This is a genomic window from Pseudoalteromonas sp. 3D05 (assembly GCF_002723455.1).
Classification (GTDB): domain Bacteria; phylum Pseudomonadota; class Gammaproteobacteria; order Enterobacterales; family Alteromonadaceae; genus Pseudoalteromonas.
The window spans coordinates 174,076-192,121 of record NZ_PDUS01000004.1; the positions used below are offsets into that span (position 1 = coordinate 174,076).

The 18,046-nt window shown below is 41.8% G+C and carries 20 protein-coding genes and 1 pseudogene; 4 read left to right on the forward strand and 17 right to left on the reverse strand.

From position 1 onward, the window contains the following. Positions 1-35: 35 nt before the first annotated feature. Together recA and CSC79_RS06315 are read right to left on the reverse strand one after the other, a co-directional pair. Positions 36-1,082, reverse strand: a complete 1,047-nt coding sequence (gene recA / locus CSC79_RS06310) for a recombinase RecA (RefSeq protein WP_099294986.1) — start codon at positions 1,080-1,082, stop codon at positions 36-38. Between the two features lie 68 nt (positions 1,083-1,150). Next, positions 1,151-1,639, reverse strand: coding sequence for a nicotinamide-nucleotide amidohydrolase family protein (locus tag CSC79_RS06315; RefSeq protein WP_099294987.1), 489 nt, complete (start codon positions 1,637-1,639; stop codon positions 1,151-1,153). A 21-nt stretch (positions 1,640-1,660) separates the two neighbouring features. On the opposite strand from CSC79_RS06315, the gene mutS reads away from it, so the two are divergent. After that, entirely contained in the window at positions 1,661-4,231 is a 2,571-nt protein-coding gene (mutS, locus tag CSC79_RS06320; protein ID WP_099294988.1) for a DNA mismatch repair protein MutS, read from the forward strand. Positions 4,232-4,304: 73 nt separating this feature from the next. On the opposite strand, the gene rpoS is transcribed toward mutS, so the two are convergent. The 11 genes from rpoS to CSC79_RS06375 form a co-directional block, all read right to left on the reverse strand. Then, a complete protein-coding gene (gene rpoS, locus CSC79_RS06325; RefSeq protein ID WP_099294989.1) occupies positions 4,305-5,288 on the reverse strand; it encodes an RNA polymerase sigma factor RpoS in 984 nt (327 codons plus the stop codon). 57 nt (positions 5,289-5,345) lie between these two features. Beyond that, entirely contained in the window at positions 5,346-6,170 is an 825-nt protein-coding gene (locus CSC79_RS06330) for a peptidoglycan DD-metalloendopeptidase family protein (protein ID WP_099294990.1), read from the reverse strand. Positions 6,171-6,211: 41 nt separating this feature from the next. Beyond that, positions 6,212-6,790: a YqaA family protein gene (locus tag CSC79_RS06335; protein WP_099294991.1), complete on the reverse strand. Its 579-nt coding sequence runs from the start codon at positions 6,788-6,790 to the stop codon at positions 6,212-6,214. Between the two features lie 9 nt (positions 6,791-6,799). Then, positions 6,800-7,438: a protein-L-isoaspartate(D-aspartate) O-methyltransferase gene (locus CSC79_RS06340; protein WP_099295074.1), complete on the reverse strand. Its 639-nt coding sequence runs from the start codon at positions 7,436-7,438 to the stop codon at positions 6,800-6,802. Further along, positions 7,428-8,192, reverse strand: coding sequence for a 5'/3'-nucleotidase SurE (gene surE / locus CSC79_RS06345; protein WP_099294992.1), 765 nt, complete (start codon positions 8,190-8,192; stop codon positions 7,428-7,430). Before surE ends, CSC79_RS06340 begins: the two co-directional genes overlap by 11 nt. Beyond that, complete coding sequence (locus CSC79_RS06350) at positions 8,193-9,221, reverse strand: tRNA pseudouridine(13) synthase TruD (protein ID WP_099294993.1); 1,029 nt, start codon at positions 9,219-9,221, stop codon at positions 8,193-8,195. It abuts the gene before it with no gap. Beyond that, positions 9,218-9,700, reverse strand: a complete 483-nt coding sequence (gene ispF / locus CSC79_RS06355) for a 2-C-methyl-D-erythritol 2,4-cyclodiphosphate synthase (protein WP_099294994.1) — start codon at positions 9,698-9,700, stop codon at positions 9,218-9,220. The genes CSC79_RS06350 and ispF overlap by 4 nt, the downstream gene beginning before the upstream one ends. Continuing rightward, a complete protein-coding gene (ispD, locus tag CSC79_RS06360; RefSeq protein WP_099294995.1) occupies positions 9,697-10,398 on the reverse strand; it encodes a 2-C-methyl-D-erythritol 4-phosphate cytidylyltransferase in 702 nt (233 codons plus the stop codon). The genes ispF and ispD overlap by 4 nt, the downstream gene beginning before the upstream one ends. Further along, on the reverse strand, positions 10,388-10,678 hold the full coding sequence (gene ftsB, locus CSC79_RS06365; RefSeq protein ID WP_099294996.1) for a cell division protein FtsB: 291 nt from the start codon (positions 10,676-10,678) through the stop codon (positions 10,388-10,390). The genes ispD and ftsB overlap by 11 nt, the downstream gene beginning before the upstream one ends. Before the next feature lie 63 nt (positions 10,679-10,741). Continuing rightward, positions 10,742-11,365, reverse strand: coding sequence for a hypothetical protein (locus CSC79_RS06370; RefSeq protein WP_099294997.1), 624 nt, complete (start codon positions 11,363-11,365; stop codon positions 10,742-10,744). A 63-nt stretch (positions 11,366-11,428) separates the two neighbouring features. Continuing rightward, positions 11,429-11,905, reverse strand: a complete 477-nt coding sequence (locus CSC79_RS06375; RefSeq protein ID WP_099294998.1) for a DUF2947 domain-containing protein — start codon at positions 11,903-11,905, stop codon at positions 11,429-11,431. A 60-nt stretch (positions 11,906-11,965) separates the two neighbouring features. Between CSC79_RS06375 and CSC79_RS06380 the strand changes: the two genes are divergently transcribed. Genes CSC79_RS06380 through CSC79_RS06390 form a run of 3 tightly spaced genes read left to right on the forward strand, consistent with a single transcriptional unit; the run spans position 11,966 to position 14,295 of the window. Continuing rightward, positions 11,966-12,205, forward strand: coding sequence for a DUF1653 domain-containing protein (locus tag CSC79_RS06380; RefSeq protein ID WP_099294999.1), 240 nt, complete (start codon positions 11,966-11,968; stop codon positions 12,203-12,205). Positions 12,206-12,257: 52 nt separating this feature from the next. After that, on the forward strand, positions 12,258-13,106 hold the full coding sequence (locus CSC79_RS06385) for a MoxR family ATPase (RefSeq protein WP_099295000.1): 849 nt from the start codon (positions 12,258-12,260) through the stop codon (positions 13,104-13,106). A gap of 1 nt (position 13,107) precedes the next feature. After that, positions 13,108-14,295, forward strand: a complete 1,188-nt coding sequence (locus tag CSC79_RS06390; RefSeq protein ID WP_099295001.1) for a VWA domain-containing protein — start codon at positions 13,108-13,110, stop codon at positions 14,293-14,295. A gap of 82 nt (positions 14,296-14,377) precedes the next feature. Here the strand turns inward: CSC79_RS06390 and CSC79_RS06395 are convergent, their stop codons facing one another. The 4 genes and pseudogenes from CSC79_RS06395 to CSC79_RS06410 all read right to left on the reverse strand — a co-directional run bounded on the left by CSC79_RS06395 (position 14,378) and on the right by CSC79_RS06410 (position 17,994). Further along, positions 14,378-14,842, reverse strand: coding sequence for a hypothetical protein (locus CSC79_RS06395; RefSeq protein ID WP_099295002.1), 465 nt, complete (start codon positions 14,840-14,842; stop codon positions 14,378-14,380). Between the two features lie 120 nt (positions 14,843-14,962). Beyond that, the gene (locus CSC79_RS06400; RefSeq protein ID WP_099295003.1) at positions 14,963-15,829 is read right to left on the reverse strand and encodes an alpha/beta hydrolase; all 867 of its coding nucleotides are present in this window, start codon (positions 15,827-15,829) and stop codon (positions 14,963-14,965) included. A gap of 414 nt (positions 15,830-16,243) precedes the next feature. Then, positions 16,244-16,699: pseudogene (locus CSC79_RS06405) on the reverse strand (GNAT family N-acetyltransferase). A 44-nt stretch (positions 16,700-16,743) separates the two neighbouring features. Continuing rightward, positions 16,744-17,994, reverse strand: a complete 1,251-nt coding sequence (locus CSC79_RS06410; RefSeq protein WP_099295004.1) for a divalent metal cation transporter — start codon at positions 17,992-17,994, stop codon at positions 16,744-16,746. Positions 17,995-18,046 lie beyond the last annotated feature (52 nt).

Sequence of the window (18,046 nt, forward strand, 5' to 3'; positions counted from 1 at the left end):
TTATTGTTAAGTGCGGGTCAAATCGCGCTTACTCTTTATAACTCGTCTTCTGCAATTAAGCCTGCATCTTCACCATCTTCTGGTTTAATTTCAGCCTTAAGAAGTAACAGTTCGCGCAGTTTACCTTCAATCTCATCTGCAATTTCAGTATTTTCTTTTAAAAACTTAATTGAGTTAGACTTACCTTGGCCCACTTTGCTGCCATTGTAGCTGTACCATGCACCAGCTTTTTCAACAATTTTGTGTTTAACACCCAAATCGATTAGCTCGCCATGCTTAGAAATACCTTCACCATACATGATGATAAATTCAGCTTGTTTGAATGGAGGTGCTACCTTATTTTTAACCACTTTTACGCGGGTTTCATTACCAACAACTTCATCGCCTTCTTTGACTGAGCCAATACGACGAATATCTAAACGCACTGATGCGTAGAATTTAAGTGCGTTACCACCGGTTGTTGTTTCTGGGTTACCAAACATGACACCTATTTTCATACGAATTTGGTTAATGAAAATACAAAGTGTATTTGAACGCTTGATGTTACCAGTTAACTTACGTAATGCTTGAGACATTAAACGTGCTTGTAAACCCATGTGCGAGTCGCCCATGTCGCCTTCAATCTCAGCTTTTGGTGTTAATGCTGCAACAGAATCGACAATCACAACATCAACAGCACTTGAGCGTACTAACATGTCACAAATTTCTAGCGCTTGCTCACCCGTATCTGGTTGCGATACTAAAAGGTCATCAATGTTCACACCCAGTTTTTGCGCATATACAGGGTCAAGTGCATGCTCAGCATCAACGAATGCACACGTTTTACCTTCTTTTTGCGCTTGAGCGATAACTTGAAGCGTTAAAGTCGTTTTACCTGATGATTCAGGACCATACACCTCAACAATACGACCCATAGGTAAACCACCTATGCCTAATGCGATATCGATACCTAGCGAACCTGTTGATACAGCTTCAATGTCTAGTGCCTTATTATCACCCAATTTCATAATTGAGCCTTTACCAAATTGACGCTCAATTTGTGATAAAGCAGCATCTAACGCTTTTTGTTTGTTATCGTTCATTTCGTTCTCCAAATCCGGCTAATGCAGACAAGTATACTGTATGAAATCACAGTATCAAGTTAATTTTATTAATTTATCTTATCAATAACACTTTTTAATGCATAAACAATAGCTTGTGCTCTAACACGGGCTCTATCCCCAGTAAAAACTTGCTTGCTTGAATACTGTTTATCGGCAATTTTGATACAAAACCAAACTAAACCAACAGGTTTATCCACACTACCACCACCTGGCCCAGCAACCCCCGAAATAGCGATCGCAATATCAGCATGTGTTGTCCTACAAGCTCCTTCAGCCATTTCCAAAACGACTTGCTCACTCACCGCACCAAAGTCAGATAATGTCTGCAAACTTACGTCCAGTAAATCGTGCTTAGCTTGATTGCTGTAAGTGACAAATGCACGGTCAAGATAGGCAGAGCTACCAGGGGTGTCTGTCAGTGCATAACTCACCCCACCACCCGTGCATGATTCAGCGGTAGTGATCCATAAGCATTTATCCGTTAAAATAACACCTAATTGCGCAGCAAGTGTTTTAATCTCTTGATGTAACTCCATATTCAGCCTTTGGGTAAATACATGTCGTTTGATCTTTATGCACCACACACAATAAGTCAACAAACTCCGATGATGCAGCAGTATCTAAAAATAAAATCTGAACATCGTGATATTTTATTGTTTTACCGAATGGGTGATTTTTATGAATTGTTTTTCGATGACGCAAAACGAGCCGCACAGTTATTAGATATTTCACAAACACACCGCGGAAAAGCTGGGGGCGACCCAATTCCAATGGCGGGTGTGCCTTATCATGCTGTTGAGAACTATCTTGCGCGATTGGTGCAAATGGGCGAATCGGTCGCTATTTGTGAGCAAGTTGGTGACCCGGCAACCAGTAAAGGCCCTGTAGAACGTAAAGTGGTCCGTATTGTTACACCCGGCACCATTTCTGACGAAGCACTATTACAAGAACGCCAAGATAATTTACTAACCAGTGTATGGCAAAATAAGAAAAGTGTTTACGGCATCGCTTATTTAGACATCAACTCTGGTCGTTTTAACATTGTCGAGGTCAATACCGATGAAGCTTTTAGCTCTACATTACAACGCTTAGCACCAGCCGAATTACTGTATAGCGAAGACTTTGCAAATTTGCACTTAATTGAACACATTAAAGGTATTCGTCGTCGTCCTGAGTGGGAGTTCGATTTAGATACCGCGCAACATTTACTGTGTGACCAATTTGGTACTAAAGACCTCGTTGGTTTTGGGGTTGATAAAGCCAAATCAGCACTCGTTGCAGCGGGCTGCTTAATGCAATACGTTAAAGACACGCAACGGATTGCTCTTCCCCATATTCGTGCAATCACCCTTGAGCATAATGAGCACGCTGTTATTCTTGATGCTGCCACCCGTAAAAACTTAGAGCTGACAGTCAACTTATCTGGCGGCTATGAGAATACCCTTGCCCAGGTGCTTGATAAAACGGCAACAGCGATGGGGTCACGTTTATTAAAACGCCGTATTCATACACCTGTTCGCTCAAAACCAGAGCTCAATGCGCGCCTCAACGCAATAAGTGCAATTATTGATGCACAGTTATGTGGTGAATTACACGAGTCGCTTAAACAAATAGGCGATATAGAACGTGTTATAGCTCGTTTAGCATTATGGACAGCAAGACCACGCGATTTAACTCGCCTTCGCGGTGCGTTACAAGCATTAAGCCCATTACATGAATTGCTAAGTGACGCTAGCGACCCTCGCATTGCACGCATTATTGCCGACTCTCCAGCCTTGCCTGAACTGCAAGATTTATTAGAACGTGCTGTTATTGATAATCCACCGGTGCTTATTCGTGATGGTGGCGTAATTGCCCCAGGCTACAACAGCGAACTAGACGAATGGCGCGCATTGAGCCAAGGTGCCACTGATGTACTTGAGCAATTAGAACAGCGCGAACGTGAACGCACAGGTATTAGTACCCTCAAAATTGGCTATAACAAAGTACATGGCTTTTTTATAGAAGTAAGCCGAGCTAACTCGCATTTAGTGCCAGCAGATTATATTCGTCGTCAAACGCTTAAAAACAATGAACGCTATATAATTCCTGAGCTAAAAGAACATGAAGACAAAGTACTCGGCAGCCAATCAAAAGCACTTGCGCTGGAAAAGCAACTATACGAGCAACTGTTTGAATTCATTGCTCCACATATAGAGCAACTACAAATGATGGCTGGTGCATTGGCAGATTTAGATGTACTCAATAACCTTGCTGAGCGTGCTATTGCGCTTAATTATGCAAAGCCACAGCTTTGTGATAATGACGATATCAGCATCAAGCAAGGCCGTCACCCGGTGGTTGAACAAGTGATGAAAGACCCATTTATTGCTAATCCTGTTGAACTGAATGCCCAACGTAAAATGTTGATCATCACAGGGCCAAATATGGGTGGTAAATCAACCTATATGCGCCAAACAGCATTAATCGTACTAATGGCTCACATTGGCTCTTTTGTACCCGCAGACAGCGCAAACATTGGTAACATTGACCGTATATTCACCCGCATAGGTGCAAGCGACGATCTGGCCTCAGGCCGCTCAACCTTTATGGTTGAGATGACCGAAACGGCAACCATTTTAAATAATGCAACCGCACAATCATTGGTATTAATGGATGAAATAGGCCGTGGCACAAGTACTTACGATGGTCTTTCACTCGCGTACGCAACAGCTGATCACCTAGCATCAAAAATTGCAGCTAAAACATTGTTCGCAACACATTACTTTGAATTAACAGAACTGGCTGAGCAACAAGCAGGTCTGGTGAACGTTCACCTAGATGCGATTGAACACAATGATACAATTGCGTTTATGCACACCGTACTAGATGGAGCTGCAAGCAAAAGTTTTGGTTTACAAGTAGCAGCGCTGGCCGGTGTACCTAAAGCTGTTATTAAACAAGCAAAGCAAAAGCTAAAAATGCTTGAAAACCATCAACCTGTTACCGCTGATTTAAGTGCGCAGCAAGCATCATTGTTTGAAAGTGAGCCAAGTGAGGTTGAAACGCAACTGGCTGATGTTGATTTAGATAACTTAAGCCCACGCCAAGCTCAAGACCTACTGTATAAATTAAAAGCGCTGCTTTAAAAATTAAACAAAAAAAGCTGAAGAGTAACCTCTTCAGCTATAAAATCTTGCTATGAGTATCGTTTTTTAAACGCTACGAAAACTGGTCAAATAAACTGTCTGTACTTAAGCCTTCATGCTGTAAAATATCTTTTAATCGGCGTAATGCTTCTACCTGAATTTGTCTTACACGCTCACGTGTTAAACCAATTTCACGGCCAACATCTTCAAGTGTTGATGGCTCATAGCCTAACAACCCAAAACGACGTGCTAATACTTCACGTTGTTTAGGATTTAGCTCACCTAACCAATCTACAATATGCTTATTGATGTCGTTATTCTGAACTTCACCTTCTGGGCTAAAACCTTTCTCATCGGCAATAATATCGAGTAGTGCTTTATCATTTTCGCCGCCAATAGGTGTATCAACCGATGTGATCTTTTCATTTAAACGTAGCATTTTAGTTACGTCTTCAACCGGTCTATCTAAGCATTCTGCAATTTCTTCTGCGGTTGGCTCGTGATCAAGCTTTTGAGTTAATTCACGCGCGGTGCGTAAATATACATTTAATTCTTTAACAACGTGGATAGGAAGGCGAATCGTGCGTGTTTGATTCATAATAGCGCGTTCAATAGTCTGGCGTATCCACCACGTGGCGTATGTTGAGAATCTAAAGCCACGCTCAGGATCAAATTTTTCAACAGCACGGATTAAACCTAGATTACCTTCTTCAATTAAATCAAGTAATGCGAGGCCACGATTATTATAACGGCGGGCAATTTTTACGACTAATCGTAAATTACTTTCAATCATGCGTTTGCGAGAAGCTTCACAGCCTTTTAACGCTTTGCGGGCAAAAAACACTTCTTCTTCAGCACTCAACAAGGGAGAAAAACCAATTTCACCTAAATATAATTGAGTGGCATCTAAGTTTTTGGTTACTTCCTCTTTCGCGAATATATCGTCTTCTTTATCAACTTCTTCTAATAACGATTCTGTTGCCTCTTTTACCGTTACATCATCAAATTTATCGTCAACTGCGGATTTCGTTTTTTTTGCGTTTGCTGTGTTACCCATTAGCGTACCCTCAAGCAAATAAGTGATTATTTAATCACTGATGTCTATACCCGATAGCTAAGGCAAATATTTTTGGGGATTAACGGCCTTTCCTCTATAACGGATTTCAAAACGTAATGCCGTAACATCAGAATCAGAGCTGCCAATCTCTGCTATTTTTTGCCCTGCTTTTACATGCTGTTTTTCTTTTACTAACAACTTCGAATTATGTGCGTAAGCACTTAGGTAATCATCATTATGTTTCAAAATGATTAAACTACCGTAACCACGAAGTGCACTTCCTGCATAAACAACGGTCCCTTGTGCTGCAGCGAAAACAGATGTACCTTTTTTGTTAGCTATTTGTAGTCCTTTATAGCCATTCTCCCTTGTAGAAAAACGTTGTGTTACTTTGCCTTTTGCAGGCCAAGACCAGCGTACCTTTTTAGGGTTCAAGCTACTAGAATTGCTAACTTTTTTACTACCTTGTTTTTGAACATACTCTCGTTGTTTTGGCTGATCAAGCTCTTTCTTTAATTTTTTGTTATTTTTTTGTATTTCTTTTGTAGACTTTTTACTCGACTTCGTATATTTTTTACGCTTTTTATTTTTAATATGTACCTTTTTTAGGTTTATTGTTTGGCCTGGGTGAATAATGTAAGGAGTTGGAATATCGTTGTTTTTTGCAAGGGTCCGAAAATCTTGTTGTGCGCTAAAGGCAATAGAATAAAGAGTGTCTCCTTTTTTTACTGTGTATTTATCGCCAACTATATTAATTCTGCCCGTGTAAGGCGCAACGCTCGTATCTAAACTACTCACTGGCGCTGGTGCTTGCCGCGAAGAACAACCGCTGAGCAAAACACTCATAAATAAAACAACATAGCCTATAAAGTATTTATTCACAGTGTTTTGCCCTCAATCCTTCAAACTGTCTCTTTTGACGGTTAACGCAATAAAAAGTAAGCGACAACCACTAAAGCGACTAATCCCCAGCCAAGTGCTTCAACATATTGACGTAATTTCTGTTCCATTTTCACTCCGCCCCATTTCATCAGTGCTGCCACTAAAAAGAAACGCGCTCCTCTGCCGACGGCTGATGCAAGCAAAAATGGTAAAAATGCCATGTGTAAAAGTCCTGCCCCTACAGTAAACACTTTATAGGGTATAGGTGAAAAACCTGCAATAAATACGACCCATACTCCATAATTTTTAAACCACTCTAATGCAACATTAAACTTATCCTGCCACCCCATTTGAGCAATAAAGGGTTCAACCACAGGTTCAAATAGCCAAAATCCAAGTAAGTAACCTAACACGCCACCAATAACTGAAGCGATAGTAGTGAAACTGGCAAAACGCCACGCTTTACTGGGCTGTGCAAGCGCCATAGGCGCTAACATAACATCAGGTGGAACTGGGAAAAAAACAGACTCAGCAAAACTCATGCCCGCTAAATAACGCTCAGCATGACGGTGTTTCGCCCACACTAAAGCCATATCGTATAACTTAGTAAACAATTTCAAAGTGGTTTCCTATTCAATATCACCAGGGACAAGTGGAACGAATCTAACTGGTGCAATTACGTGTTGAGTAAATTTGTTATCTTTTCTAACAACCATAACAAGTTGTTGTTCTTTATTACCAATTGGGGCAATCATTACCCCACCATCAGCGAGCTGGTCAAGTAATGCTTGAGGAACCTCAGATGCCGCAGCAGTGACAATAATCCCCTCAAATGGCGCTTGAGACTGCCAGCCTTGCCAGCCATCACCATGCTTCATCGTAACGTTATATAAATCGAGATTATGTAAACGACGTTTAGCTTGCCACTGTAATGCTTTTATACGTTCAACAGAACACACTGTGGTGAACGTTTTAGCTAGTACAGCAGTTTGATAGCCTGACCCCGTCCCAATTTCCAGTACTTTATCACGAACTCCTGCCAATCGCAGTAGCTCCGTCATTCGCGCAACAATGTAGGGTTGTGAAATCGTTTGCCCCTGACCAATCGGTAACGCTGTATTTTGATAGGCTTTGTGTTTAAGCACGTCATCAATAAACATATGGCGCGGTATTGTAGCAATTGCATTAAGCACCTGCTTATCTTCCACGCCTTCACGGGCCAGTAAATCAGCTAAAGCCTGTGCGCTGCGAGAATAGTTAGACAGCACCATTGATCTCCATCGTTTTCAGCCAGTCACCTACGGCTTGTAAGCTTTCTTTCGCTGTCATATCAACACTCAAAGGAGTAACAGACGCATACCCATTATTGATTGCATAAAAATCGGTGCCTGAACCTGCGTCACTTTCAGCACCCAACGTGCCGTACCAATAAATATCACGTCCCCATGGGTCCTGCTGTCTCGTCATGGTTTCTGCTTTATGGCGAGATCCTAAACGGGTCACTTGTACGCCTTTTAGTTCGCTCAAAGGCATATCAGGGACATTAATATTGATGATTTGATCTTTTGGCAATGGGTGAGAAGCCAACTCTTTAATAATACCCACTGCCACTGCAGCAGCAGTTTCAAAATGACCCCCTTCTTTAGAGCATAACGATACAGCTACCGCAGGTAACCCTAAATGCCGCCCTTCTGTCGCCGCCGCCACTGTACCAGAGTACAAGGTATCATCACCTAAATTAGCCCCATGGTTGATACCCGCAACAACCAGATCTGGTTTTTCACTTAGTAGTTCGTTAACACCTAAATGCACACAGTCAGTGGGCGTACCATTGACTGAAATAAATCCATTTTCAAGCGTTGTTGCACGTAATGGGTTCATTAAAGTAAGTGAGTTACTTGCCCCACTGCAATTACGATCCGGTGCTACTAAGGTCACCTCAGCAATTTGTGATAAGGCTTGATAAAGAACTGCAATCCCTTTGGCGTTAACGCCATCATCATTACTCAATAATATTTTCATTTAAGCATCCTTTTCTTTATGTACCCGAGGACTTGCATCAGTGTAATCCACCAGCTCACGAAGTAACGCTGTAGCAAACGTCCCTTTGGGTAATCCAAAACTTAGCTTAACAGTGCTATCGTCAATAGTTTCAACGGCTAAATCCTGCGGGATTAAACGCAGCATTCTGCGCTCATTCTTAAGCCCTAATTCACCGAGCCCGTCACACCACTCTTGGTAAGGTTCTAGCCATGTTTTTTCTTGTTCTGTTAAGCCTTTTTCGCTTTTTCCTACCATCGGTGCCGACATCATAATATCGCCAGAGGCAAGTCGTGCTATATTTTCATCGCTGATTGCATCTTCAAAAAACGCATTGCTGCCACTGAGCATAAACACCTCACGGTGCATTGTTTTAGCTAAACCGTGCTCAGCAACTCGCAAATTAACAATTTGGTTAAACACATAGGAGCGTGCTGCAGAAATGATTAACCCCCGCAGTTTTTTATCGCGAATTCGTTCGCCGGCAAACATGCGTTTTGCCATATCAAGGTTATGACCATCGTGCCCAAAGCGTTGCTCACCAAAGTAATTGGGAACGCCTGCACGCACAGCGTTAATTCGGCATAAAATATCAAGTGGCTGCGTGACATTACGCAGTGTAATGGTAAATTTATTGCCTTTGTGGCAACCCGTTCGCAATTTACGGTTATGGCGCTGCTGCGAAACAATAAACACAGATTCACTGTTAAGCTCGGTAAAATCGATTTCTTTTTTAATTGGCACTGGCACACTAAACCATTGGCTGCATACGCCGTGGCGGTCTTTCATACCAGCATAGCTTACATCGCGCGGTGAAATGCCCGCTTTTTGCGCCAATAACTTAGCCACATATTGTGTGTTTTCGCCTTTTTTTACGACTTGCAAACACACGTGTTCACCACTGCCAGTAAATTCAATACCTAAGTCTTCATCCACCATAAAATCTTCGGCGGTGGTTTTAAAATCAGCCTGAGATAACGGTTTCCCGTATAAGTAATTTAAACCACTCATTGTGCTGCTTTACTCATGATCACGACCGCATGGCTTGAAATACCTTCTTTACGCCCTTCAAAACCTAGCTTTTCGGTGGTGGTTGCTTTGACATTCACTTGGCTAATATCGGCGTTTAAATCTGCCGCTAGGTTTTTACGCATAGCTTGAATATGTGGCAGCATTTTAGGTGCTTGAGCAACAATCGTTACATCAGCATTACCAAGTACATAGCCTTGCTGTTTAGCCAAATCAACTACATGACGTAATAGAATTCGGCTATCGATATTTTCATATTCACTGGCCGTATCCGGAAAGTGCTTGCCAATATCACCCATTGCAAGCGAACCTAAAATGGCATCACATAATGCATGAATAGCAACATCACCATCGGAATGGGCTAAAAACCCTTGAGGATAATCAATCTTTTCCCCACAAATTGTTAATGGGCCTTCGCCGCCAAACTTATGAACATCAAAGCCATGGCCAATTCTAATCATGATGCGTTCTCGCTGTGTTGTTTTTGAAGTAAAAAGTGCGCTAAGTCTAAGTCTTCTGGCGTGGTTATTTTTATATTATCGCTACGCCCTGCAACCAATTTAACTGGTTTCTCGGCCCACTCAATGGCTGACGCCTCATCGGTAATGGCAACGTGCTGTGCCAATGCACCTGTTAAGGCTTCCGTTAAATCGGTGTACTTGAAAAGCTGGGGAGTTAATGCTTGCCATAAATCATCTCGCGGCACTGTTTGTTCGCTATGAGTGTGACCACGTTTAATGGTGTCTTTTACTTTAGCGGCAAGAATACCGCCCTCATCCGCATGCACACACTGCTCAATTAAATTAGTTATATCGCCAATATCAACTAAGGGTCTTGCGGCATCATGCACAAGTACCCAGTCAGGCGGCGAGTCAGCAAGTGCTAACAAACCACTTAAAACTGAATCAGCACGCTCTTTACCACCGCTGGCACGTATAACTCTGCTATCTATGGACGGTAATTGCGCATAAAATGGATCATCATCACTTACAGCAACCACAATATGAGTCAGCAGTGAAATCTCAGCAAGCTTTGTTAGCGTGTGCTCTAAAATAGTTTTACCCGCTAACGTTATATATTGTTTTGGCGCAGTATGTTGCATACGACTACCAACCCCTGCGGCGGGTACTACAGCAGCTATTGAATATTTATTGGTCATTATATTGTTGACCAGGTAGAACACGTATAAACGTTTCACCTGGTTTTATCATTCCTAATTCGTTACGAGCGCGTTCTTCTACACCTTCTTGGCCAAGCTTTAAATCTTCGATATCGGCCTTAAGTACTTTATTGCGCTTAATTAAATTGGCATTGGTTTCTTGATGAGAGTTTACAGCAGTTTTTAAGCGACTGTAATCTTGCACACCATTGTGGCCAAACCACAACTTATACTGAACAAATAGTGCCAAACACAGTAATAATAATTGAAACAGTCGCATGAAATACTCCTTGAATGTTGCTCTTCCAGTATAAAATTAAATGCACATAAATAAGGCTACTGGTCACTTTTTAATGAACACGGGGCGTTTTAAGTTTCGCCAATTAATATTACTCGCAAGCAGCATTTCTCTCAGTGACAAAATACGCGGTGTACTACGTTTAGAAAAACGCCACTGGTGGCCGCAACAAGCTGCCGTCATTGTTGCTTTTGAAGGTTTTAATAACAGCCCTACTTGCCCATCGAGAGGCTTACCTTGGTAATCAAACCAACCATGTTCATTACAATGAAGTTTATTGTCGCTTACTTGGTCGATGCTGTCTATTGCAACCCGTGACAGATTATCGTTAATAACTAATAACGGCACAATAAGGCCTAACTTGCTATTGAGAGAGTAAAAATCTGCAAGGTCATCTTGGGAAGGGGGCTTAGCTTTTTGCTTATCAAGCCAACTACCATTTTGCGGATCGAGTACAAAAGGTGCCTCACCATTTACCACACGCGTAGCCGCGCGTTCTATGTAATAAGGTAAGCTTTTCAAAATTGCACGCAACCGTTGCTCATTTGGTTCCGTCACTAAGCGCGCAATCTCCCTCGCATAAAAGGCATTACACAGTTGGGCATAGAGCACACGCTGCGCGTCAGATTGCCAAATATCAACTTGTTGGTCGGGGTTACTCGCAGTCAACGCTTCTACTCAATACTCCTAGGTGTTTATTTTATAGCACAGTATTGACTGCTTTTTAAGCGCCTACGCGGGCTTATTGCCTAGCTTTGCGTCACCAGTTTCTAAAAATTGCACGACCGCATCACGCTTCTTGCCTAACAACAAACTACCATCAGCTAAAAACATAAAGTTTTGCCAATTACGTTTGAATACATCAAAACTAGTTTCAATGATGTTATCTCGCGCCATACAAAAGTACACCGTGGTATTTGCTTGCCAGTCGAGGTGAGCTAAAATTTCTTCAGGTGGTAATGCTTCACCCTCTTCCCATGCATCTTCCCAACGAACGGTTTCAGTGAAAGTCTCTTCTTTGCCGCACCAATCAGTTTTATCAAAAAAATCTGGGTGATCATGCTCTCGGCTCACCATAGTGCTCCAAAGAACAGCCGCACGTTCATGGCTCATGGGTTTTATTAAAGCAAGGTCTTGCTCTGATACGGGGGCGTCTTGGTGGCGAAAAACCCACGCTTTTTTGTAATCATCTAACGGTATATAGTTCATAATATTGGCAAATTAGTTAGCATTAAAAGTGCAAGCGCAAATTATACAAGAGATCAAAACATGACTACAGCAATAAAAGCACTTCCCCTCAAATCAGGCATATACCAACACTACAAAGGCCCTAAATACAAAGTGTTTTATGTAGCAACTCACAGCGAAACGCAAGAACCACTCGTTATATACCAAGCATTATATGGTGAGCATGGCATGTGGGCACGGCCACTAAGCATGTTTTTAGAAACGGTAGAAAAAGACGGTAAAACTATCCCACGCTTTGCTTATCTTGGCGATGCCGAATAGTTATGGCATCATGTTTATAATCGTTACTGCTCAGACCAGATAAGGTATTACCGTGCAATTTAATTCTACAGATAACTACATCGCAAGCAATTCGTTAAAACAAGCGGTTAATGCGGCTATTTTGCTTGAAAAACCTTTGCTAATAAAAGGCGAACCCGGCACAGGTAAAACCATGTTGGCCGAAGAGCTGGCTAAAAGTTTAGATACCACACTTATACAATGGCATATCAAATCGACCACCAAAGCACAGCAAGGCTTATACGAGTATGACGCGGTATCACGCCTGCGTGATAGCCAGCTTGGTGATGAGCGTGTGCACGACATCGGCAATTACATTGTTAAAGGTAAACTTTGGCAAGCCTTTACCTACGGCGAGCAGAATAATAAACGCCCGGTATTATTGATTGATGAAATAGACAAAGCCGACATCGAATTCCCAAACGACCTATTGCTTGAGCTAGATAAAATGGAGTTTCATGTTTATGAAACTGGCGAGCGCGTTGTTGCTAAACAGCGCCCTATTGTGATCATCACCTCAAATAACGAAAAAGAACTGCCAGATGCATTTTTGCGCCGCTGCTTTTTCCATTATATTGATTTTCCATCGAGCGACGAAATGCAGCAGATTGTTGATGTCCATCACCCCGATGTAAAACAAGATTTAGTGCGCCAAGCACTGGAAGTGTTTTTTGGTTTACGTGAAGTCAACGGCATTAAGAAAAAGCCATCTACCAGCGAACTACTCGATTGGCTTAAACTTTTAATGGCTGAGGATATCGATGCGAAAACCTTGCACGACAAAAGCCAAAAAGGTGGCCTAATGCCAATGTTTGGTGCGCTTTTAAAGAACGAGCAAGACATCAGCCTAATCGAAAAACTTGCCTTTATGAGCCGCCGTTAAAATGTTGATTGCGTTTTTCTTCAAATTGCGTGAATACCGCTTACCGGTCAGCATGCGTGAGCTGCTTGATTTAATCAATGCACTAAAAAAAGGTGCGGTATTTGCCGACATTGACGGTTTTTACTATTTAGCCCGTACCATTATGGTTAAAGACGAAACCCACTTTGACCGTTTTGATAAAGCCTTTGCTGATTACTTTAGTGGCGTTGCCGACCTCGACTTACTCGAAAGCTTAAAGCAGCAACATGACTTGCCCAATGACTGGCTGCGCAAAGAGTTTGAAAAGCATTTAAGTGATGAAGAAAAAGCACAACTCAACGCCATGGGCGGCCTTGATGAGCTAATGAAAACCCTCAAAGAGCGCCTAGAAGAACAACAAAAACGCCATGCTGGCGGGAATAAATGGGTTGGCACGGGTGGTACATCACCCTTTGGCGCTTATGGTTATAACCCCGAGGGCGTGCGCATAGGTCAAGACGGCAACCGCAACCGCCGCGCTGTCAAAGTGTGGGATAAACGCGAATACCGTAACTTAGACTCTGATCGTGAAATTGGCTCGCGCACCATTAAACTCGCCCTTAAAAAACTACGTAAATTTGCCCGCACTGGCGCAAGCGACACCCTTGATTTAAACGAAACCATTCGCGCGACTGCCAAACAAGGCGGCATGCTGGATGTAAAAATGGCACCAGAGCGCCACAACGCAGTTAAAGTGTTAATGCTGTTTGATATTGGCGGCTCAATGGATGATTACATTCACACCTGCGAAGAGCTGTTTAGTGCCGCCCACAGCGAATTTAAACACTTAGAGTTTTATTACTTTCATAACTGTTTATACGAGCATGTTTGGCAGGATAACCAACGCCGCCATTCAAACGTTATCGACACCATGACGCTAATCAACAAATTCACCAGTGACTATAAAGTGATCTTTGTTGGCGACGCCACCATGGGCCCCTATGAAATCGCCTACCCCGGCGGCTCTGTAGAGCACTACAACGAAGAGCCCGGCAGTGCTTGGTTAAACCGCATCACCAACCACTTTGATAAAGTCGCGTGGCTCAACCCACAACCGGTTGAACACTGGCGTTACTATCAATCAATTGATTTTATAAAGCAGCTAATGGATAACCGCATGTACCCGCTGAGCTTGGATGGCATTAGTAATGCGATCAGGGAATTGAGCTGAGTTAAAGCGTGAATTAACCACAGCTCCGTATCTATTTAGAACACCCAAAAAAGAGGTAAAAGGCAAGCCATGATCTCATTTTTTAACCGTGGTGTCGGCGAATATGCTTTACTAAACCTGACTCGTTAAACTCTAATGAGACAATATTAGTTTTACTATATTCAATGGTTTTATCTAAGTGTACTGGCTTAACTTTACCCATTTCAGTCATTTTTATAAAAACAACATTAGCCCCTACCATAATTTCGTTTATCTCAATATCGCTATTTATAACTTCATCTTTTAGCTTACCAATCATATCTGAACGGAGTTTCGATTTATCAGTATACGTAAAATTGAATTTAACATGTTCATCGATGAAGTTATCAGATAGTAACGATATATAATGATCTATTTCTTTAGTGGTTGTATTTGGTTGTTGCCGAGCATTTTTGGCTGCTACAAATGCCATTGCTTTTTCGATTAACTGATCTGCCGTGAAGTTGTTAATTGCAGAACTTGAAAAAGATAAAATAAGCGATATGAATATGAAAGTTAATTTTTTCACTGAACTCTCTTTGTCTGCTTAACACCACGTTAAGCAACTAGTTGAAGTTGGCTAAAATAAGTGAGAATGAACGCTTAGCCAAATTTAAAACGCCCATTCGCTTTATCACCTTGTTAAGCCTCACTTGCTAACAAGTTCTTTAATGCTTTTTACAACCAAGTCACTGTCATAAATATGCAAGAAGTGTTTTTCTGACTCCGAATAGATAATTCGGCTATTTGTAGATAAACTTTTGAAGTAAGTCTCTGCATTAGCATATAGGGAGTCCATTGGCTTTGCGACTTCCTCAGGTACAAAAGGAGGATCATAGCGCTTTCCAGTCTGTTTAGAGCGTAAAACTATAATAGGTTTATCACCGAAATTCGCTGCATTAGATAAGATTGTGTAGCTTTTCATATGATCTACGTTTTCAGGAACGCTTTCAAACATTGGATCATAAACACTTTGCTCAAAATTATAAAAACGCTCCAATTTTTCATTATCCGTTTTAAAGCTTTCAGGCCACCTTGTACCCATAATATAGAAGTAGCCTAAAGGAGGTGGATCGATTAGCACAGCCCCCATCACTTCTTGCGGATATAGGTTATTGAATGAATTTATGACGTATGATGCGTATGAATGGCCTGCAAAATAATAAGGAGCTTTAACATCTGCAGCTTGTAATAAGTTGCGTAGTCTTCTGGAGATATCATTTACTGTAAATGGTACTGGACCGCTTTCACTTTTGCCAAGGCCAGCTCGATCATATAAACAAATACTGAATTCACTTTTTAGTTTTTCAATATTCTTTAACCAAATACCATCTGAACCAGAAAGACCGAAGCCCTGCTCAAGTATTAATTGAGGCTTGTCATTTTCGTAGCACTCAAGATACAACTTAAACCCGCCAACGTCATATAACCCAGACTTTGTTGCTTGTAACTCCTGCTCTGTACCTAGTGCACCAAAGCTAATTAAAATTGAAAATAAACATAGTATTGATCTCATTTAGACTCCATTCTCTGCGTGAGGCTTAACAAGCCTGTAGATTAACTCGTTTTAAATTTATTTTTTTATTGATGAATCAACCATAGCCGAGTTCCTATTTTGGTTCAATCTGTTATCGCTATCTTACATAAAATAGAAAAGAGGATTTGCGATTGTTTTAGTGGATGTTTTAAAGGTGGTTATAGGTGACTAAGTGGCATATTTCGGCTGAAAAGGACTTCCCCCTTTTTTAATGCAGCCTGTTTGCAGCTTTTCTATATTCTGAACAAGGCAAGACAGTTGCCACCGAATGAAGTAAATGCATCCACTTTCGTGAGTCATTTCTTTAAAAGGCTTTTGATGTTTAAAGTCAAAATTTGACCCTATTGATTCAAATATTTTAAACAAGTGGCAGTAGGTACTTCTTGCTTTAGCTTAAAGTACTTTACTCATAAACAGGCTGTAGGGGTCTAAAACATAATCACCAAACGGCTCACATTCTTTAAAACCAAAGCGAGTATATAGCCTTTGTGCGGGCAAAAACGCATCGGCGGTGCCTGTTTCTAGGCTTAGTGTTTTATATCCGTGCTGTGTTGCTTGTTCAATAATGTGGGTAAGTAATTTAGCGGCTATACCTTGGCGTAAATGAGCAGATGATGTGCGCATAGATTTAATCTCGCCATGAGTCGTATTGAGCGCTTTTAATGCCCCAACCCCTGCTAAATTATTATCAATCCATAAACTATAGAACGTTATTTCCAGCGCTGCGAGCTTACTCACATCAAGAGCGTGCACGCTTTCTACTGGTGAATGCTGTAGCATATCATTATGGTGGCTTTACAATAATGCAATAACATCTGGATGTGCAAGTTCGCCAGTTTTAATGTTCATTTATTCCTCTTTACTCGTTGTATTCCGGTTTTATTTATTACTTTTTAAGCGGCTAATTTCCAAACCAAAAACGCCAGTGCAAAACCAATCAGATAAACCAAACCAATCCAACTCAATGTTCGCACCAATTTAGAATGTTGAATACTGGGCTCCGAGCGCACTAGGCTAAAGTTTAGCCATGCAAAAATGGGGGTGGTGACAAACGCAAGAGTCATGGCAAAGGTAAGCATGGGGCCGAGGGCTGATTTAAAAAACAAGATCACCGCCATGCCAGCGAGTGATTGCAATATTAGCCAGATATTTAAGCTGTGTTTGCTTTGCTTAAAGCCAAGCAGTTTGTGCGATTCATTAAGGGTTCGAGCATAACCGTCGAGCACGGTTAAAGTAGTGCCAAACATACATAAAAACGCGATAACCGATACCAAGGGCCTTGCCCACTCACCAATTGTGAAGGCGTACATATCAATCAGTTGTTTAGCAAATGCTACGCCGCCTAATGCAATTTCATTGTTTTGCCCGTATTGCACTAACACGCCCAGCGAGAAAAACACCAGCGCTAACGCAGCGGTTAGCCAATAACCAACATTAAAGTCAAACAAGCCCTGCACACGTGTTACCGTTTGTTGGCTTTGCTTTTCTTTTAGCCACAATGAGCTGAGTGCTGAAATTTCAATCGGTGCGGGCATCCAGCCCATTAGCGCCACCATAAACCCCAGCATAGCAAGCTCGTACGGCGACGGGCCAATATAATCAACAGGCGTCACTGTTCCATGATTAATAGCACCGCTGCTAACTGCAATAACAAGCGCTGTTACGGTAGCTAAGGTGAGTAAGCCCATAATCGCTTTAGCAACGTTATCAAGCGCTTTAAAATGGCCTAGCAATAAAATAACTAAACACACGGCTAATATTAACCAGCACAATAAGGTTACAGAGATACTAACAGGCAATGCATAGTGCAGTAGGCTTGCTGTGAGTAATAACACGCCAGCGGTATTCACTATGGCGGCTATAATATTCAAACCAATAAAGCTGTAAAAAAACCACGGGCCTTTACTTTGGTAGCCTTCAACTAAGCTTTTTTTAGTGGCGAGCGTGTATTCAATACCAAAGCGGAAAAACGGATATTTTAGTACGTTCACCACCACTATGAGCCAAAAAAGCTGCCAGCCAAAAATAGCGCCAGCTTGTGTTGATGCAACAAGGTGAGAGCCACCAATTGCCGCGGTTGCCATTAATATGCCAGGGCCTAATGCGTTTAGACGAGTTTGCCAAGTTGATGTTGTTGAATGCATATCCATGCTTACATTTTATTTTTATTAATAAGCAAGTTACAACGTTTTACAG

Coding starts and splice junctions, on each gene's coding strand:
- recA (WP_099294986.1), bottom strand. CDS start 1,082: ATGAACGATAACAAACAAAAAGCGTTAGATGCTGCTTTATCACAAATT.
- CSC79_RS06315 (WP_099294987.1), bottom strand. CDS start 1,639: ATGGAGTTACATCAAGAGATTAAAACACTTGCTGCGCAATTAGGTGTT.
- mutS (WP_099294988.1), top strand. CDS start 1,661: ATGTCGTTTGATCTTTATGCACCACACACAATAAGTCAACAAACTCCG.
- rpoS (WP_099294989.1), bottom strand. CDS start 5,288: ATGGGTAACACAGCAAACGCAAAAAAAACGAAATCCGCAGTTGACGAT.
- surE (WP_099294992.1), bottom strand. CDS start 8,192: ATGAAAATATTATTGAGTAATGATGATGGCGTTAACGCCAAAGGGATT.
- CSC79_RS06350 (WP_099294993.1), bottom strand. CDS start 9,221: ATGAGTGGTTTAAATTACTTATACGGGAAACCGTTATCTCAGGCTGAT.
- ispF (WP_099294994.1), bottom strand. CDS start 9,700: ATGATTAGAATTGGCCATGGCTTTGATGTTCATAAGTTTGGCGGCGAA.
- ispD (WP_099294995.1), bottom strand. CDS start 10,398: ATGACCAATAAATATTCAATAGCTGCTGTAGTACCCGCCGCAGGGGTT.
- ftsB (WP_099294996.1), bottom strand. CDS start 10,678: ATGCGACTGTTTCAATTATTATTACTGTGTTTGGCACTATTTGTTCAG.
- CSC79_RS06375 (WP_099294998.1), bottom strand. CDS start 11,905: ATGAACTATATACCGTTAGATGATTACAAAAAAGCGTGGGTTTTTCGC.
- CSC79_RS06380 (WP_099294999.1), top strand. CDS start 11,966: ATGACTACAGCAATAAAAGCACTTCCCCTCAAATCAGGCATATACCAA.
- CSC79_RS06390 (WP_099295001.1), top strand. CDS start 13,108: ATGTTGATTGCGTTTTTCTTCAAATTGCGTGAATACCGCTTACCGGTC.
- CSC79_RS06400 (WP_099295003.1), bottom strand. CDS start 15,829: ATGAGATCAATACTATGTTTATTTTCAATTTTAATTAGCTTTGGTGCA.
- CSC79_RS06410 (WP_099295004.1), bottom strand. CDS start 17,994: ATGCATTCAACAACATCAACTTGGCAAACTCGTCTAAACGCATTAGGC.